The following is a 2890-nucleotide window of genomic DNA, read 5'->3' on the forward strand; positions in this document are numbered from 1 at the left end:
AATGATCGGTGTGATCGTGGCTGATGAGAATCAGATCGGCGCGGGGGATTCCCTGGTATAACACGGCAGAGCCCACCGGATCGTTGTAGATCATTTTTTCGTTCCAACCCATGACGAAGCTGGCGTGGTTGATCGGATGAATCACGACGTCGCCGTTGGTTGTAACGAGGTGGTCTCCGGTCAGCACGTTGGTCGCTGATGCCAGCTGTTCGGCGCGATAAAAGCGCCGGCTCAGATAAGGCGCGGCTGAATCCGTGTGCTGGAGCGAGCCACCGCCGAGAACGGTGAGGAACGATTGCCACTGCGGCGGGTCGGTTGAAACATCAATCCGGTAGGCGAATCCGTTCGAACCGCTGAATTGCAGTGCGATTTCGCTGTTTGTCAGGTGTTGAATCCCGGTGAACTGCGGGGCGTTCTGTGCACAGAGGAGTCCACCGCCGCAGAACAGACTCACGACAACGGGCAGAATTCGCGCGCAGTCCAAGCGGGTTTTCATGGGAAGTCGCCAGCAGTGGGCCATGGACGCGCGATGGCGACAAGCATGGCTGTCAGGAGTTCGCACAACGCGTCTGGAATCATTTCGAACCATCTCCCGGCGGATTACGACAGGACTTTTTTCGCGTCGTCCGGCACGGTCACCGTGGTTGTGCCGACATCCTTGATCTCGATGGTGGTGGTGCGGTCAACGTCACGATCGTTCCCGTTGAAGGACACTTTCCCCTGCACGTTGAATTGGATTTTCGAGAGCACGCCGTCCGTGATCCAGAATTTCACCGACCCTTTGGCACCGCTGATCTCCGGCGCGTTGCCTCCGCGACCCCGGCCGAATGTGAGCAATGATTTCGCGCCCTCCTCGGTCAAGTCCCCCGAGTAAGCACCTTCCGACGATTTCAGCTCCTTCGCCTTGCCCGCGAGGTCCTCTGCCTGTGCGGCGGGGGCTTTGAAGTTTTGCAGCATCCGGCCAATAAAACGCGCCGGATTTCCCTGACCACCGCCGGCATCCGCCGTCGCTTCAGCCAGTGACTTCCAACCCTCGTTGGGTGTCTTGATGGCGCCCTTGCCGCCTTTGAGGACGGCTTCGAGGGTGTTGTCACCCCGGGTCATTGACAGAAAAGTATAGCCGTCTTTCTCGGTTTTACCCTCCGTCGGTCCGGGACGAAATCGTCCGCCACCGCCTCCTCCGGCCGCTTCGGTTGTTGTTTTCCAACTGTAATTGCCTTTCTCCGCGAGTTTCCTGGCGGCGTCTTTGACTTCGTTTCCGGAGTCCGCGGCGAGCAGAGGACCGGTTATCAAGACCAGCGTGACTAACAGAACGTTTCTTTTCATAAGAACCTTTCGGTGGTTGGAGTTTGTTAACGAACCGGATGTGGATGCAAATTGTGTGGTCACTTCTCCGCGATGCAGTAAAGGTATTCGTGTCCCCTCAGGAAAAGCTCGTTTCCAGCGAGCGCCGGCGAGGCATCGAATTTCTCGTCGAGCTTGTTCGTCGCGAGCACCTCCACTTTGTCGGACTGTTTAATGACAACCGTCGTGCCGTTGCGGCCGGTCAGATAAACGCGCCCGCTTGCGCCCACGGGTGACGCGTAAACTCCCTGCAACGCCTCCAGCCGTTCTGCGTCAATCAATGGGTTGCCGGATTTGGTGTCCAGACAGGACAGGATCCCGTTGTTTCCGGCGAAGAAGTAGAGCCGATCGCCGTAGAGCAGCGGCGAAGGCACGTAAGGCGTGCTTTTGTTGCGCGTCCACGCTATCGCGTCCGTGCCGGTCAGATCGCCCGACCGGTCGAGGTGAATCGCCAGCAGCGCATTCTTCTGGAACCCGCTCATCACGTAAGTGATCGCGTCCGAAGCAACCGGACTTGGAATCGCATTCGGCCCGAGTCCGGCGCATTCCCACAACAACTTTCCCGAAGCGAGATCATAACCGCGAACCTTGCGCGTGGCTGCGGTCACTATCTGCGCGTGGCCGTCGCGTTGCACGACCAGCGGTGTTGCCCAGGAAGTATCCTCTTCGCGAGGCTGGCGCCACAACTCACGGCCGGTCTCCTTGTCAAGCGCGGCAATGAAATCGTCACCTTCGTGGTCCCAATTGACGATGATTTTATCGCCGGACAAGGTGCACGAACTACCCTCGCCGAAGGACATTTTTATCCGCATCCGGCCGAAATCCTTCTCCCATTTCAGATGCCCCTCCAGATCATAGCAATGCAGGCCGCGAGATCCAAAATAGGCGAACACAAGTTTCCCGTCGGTCATGGGTGACGCGGCCGCAAAGCTCCCGTCGCCCTGCCGGACCCCCTCATGAGGTACCTCTTCTCGCGCCACTTTCTGCCAGGCAGTTTTTCCGGTCTCACGATCAAGGCACAACAAAACAAACTGATAAACCTCGTTTGGCTTTTCCGAACGCATTCCACCTCGCTGCCTTCCTGACGGCCCTCCCGCCGCGTCGCCGGCGCCGGGCTTGTCCGTGGAGGACTCAACTTTTTTGCCCGTGGGAATTGCCGTTTGAATGAAGACCCGGTTGTCCCAGATGACAGGAGTTGCAGAACCACTGCCGGGAATCCGCACTTTCCACTTCACGTTCTTCGTCTCGGTCCATTCGACCGGCGGATTCGCGCGCGGAGTAACGCCATTGGCGAGCGGCCCGCGCCATTGCGGCCAGTACTGCTCGGCCGAAGACGAAGCGGCGTGCAATGCCGGGGTCGCGAGCGTGAGGATGGCAACGACGACGGCTCGCGCCTGAGCTGGAGCAGAGCAGGGTTGGGAGTTCATATCATACCATGCGGTTCAAGACTGAAACGATGCCGGGGGCAAGGGTGCAAGTTCTGGTGACGGTTCCATGGCGCCCCGTGGATTCGCGCTTGGTATCATTGGCTCGTCGAGCATTCATC

At 58.7% G+C, this 2890-nt stretch carries 3 protein-coding genes; all 3 read right to left on the minus strand.

All coding sequences use genetic code 11. The features are described from left to right. On the minus strand, positions 1-496 hold a 496-nt coding region (locus VN887_09930; GenBank protein HXT40330.1), incomplete at its 3' end, for an MBL fold metallo-hydrolase. Between the two features lie 104 nt (positions 497-600). Then, entirely contained in the window at positions 601-1326 is a 726-nt protein-coding gene (locus VN887_09935; protein ID HXT40331.1) for a hypothetical protein, read from the minus strand. Between the two features lie 59 nt (positions 1327-1385). After that, positions 1386-2771 carry a PQQ-binding-like beta-propeller repeat protein gene (locus VN887_09940; GenBank protein ID HXT40332.1) on the minus strand — a complete coding sequence of 462 codons (1386 nt, stop codon included), beginning with the start codon at positions 2769-2771 and terminating at the stop codon, positions 1386-1388. Positions 2772-2890 lie beyond the last annotated feature (119 nt).

Source organism: Candidatus Angelobacter sp. (assembly GCA_035607015.1).
GTDB lineage: Bacteria > Verrucomicrobiota > Verrucomicrobiia > Limisphaerales > AV2 > AV2.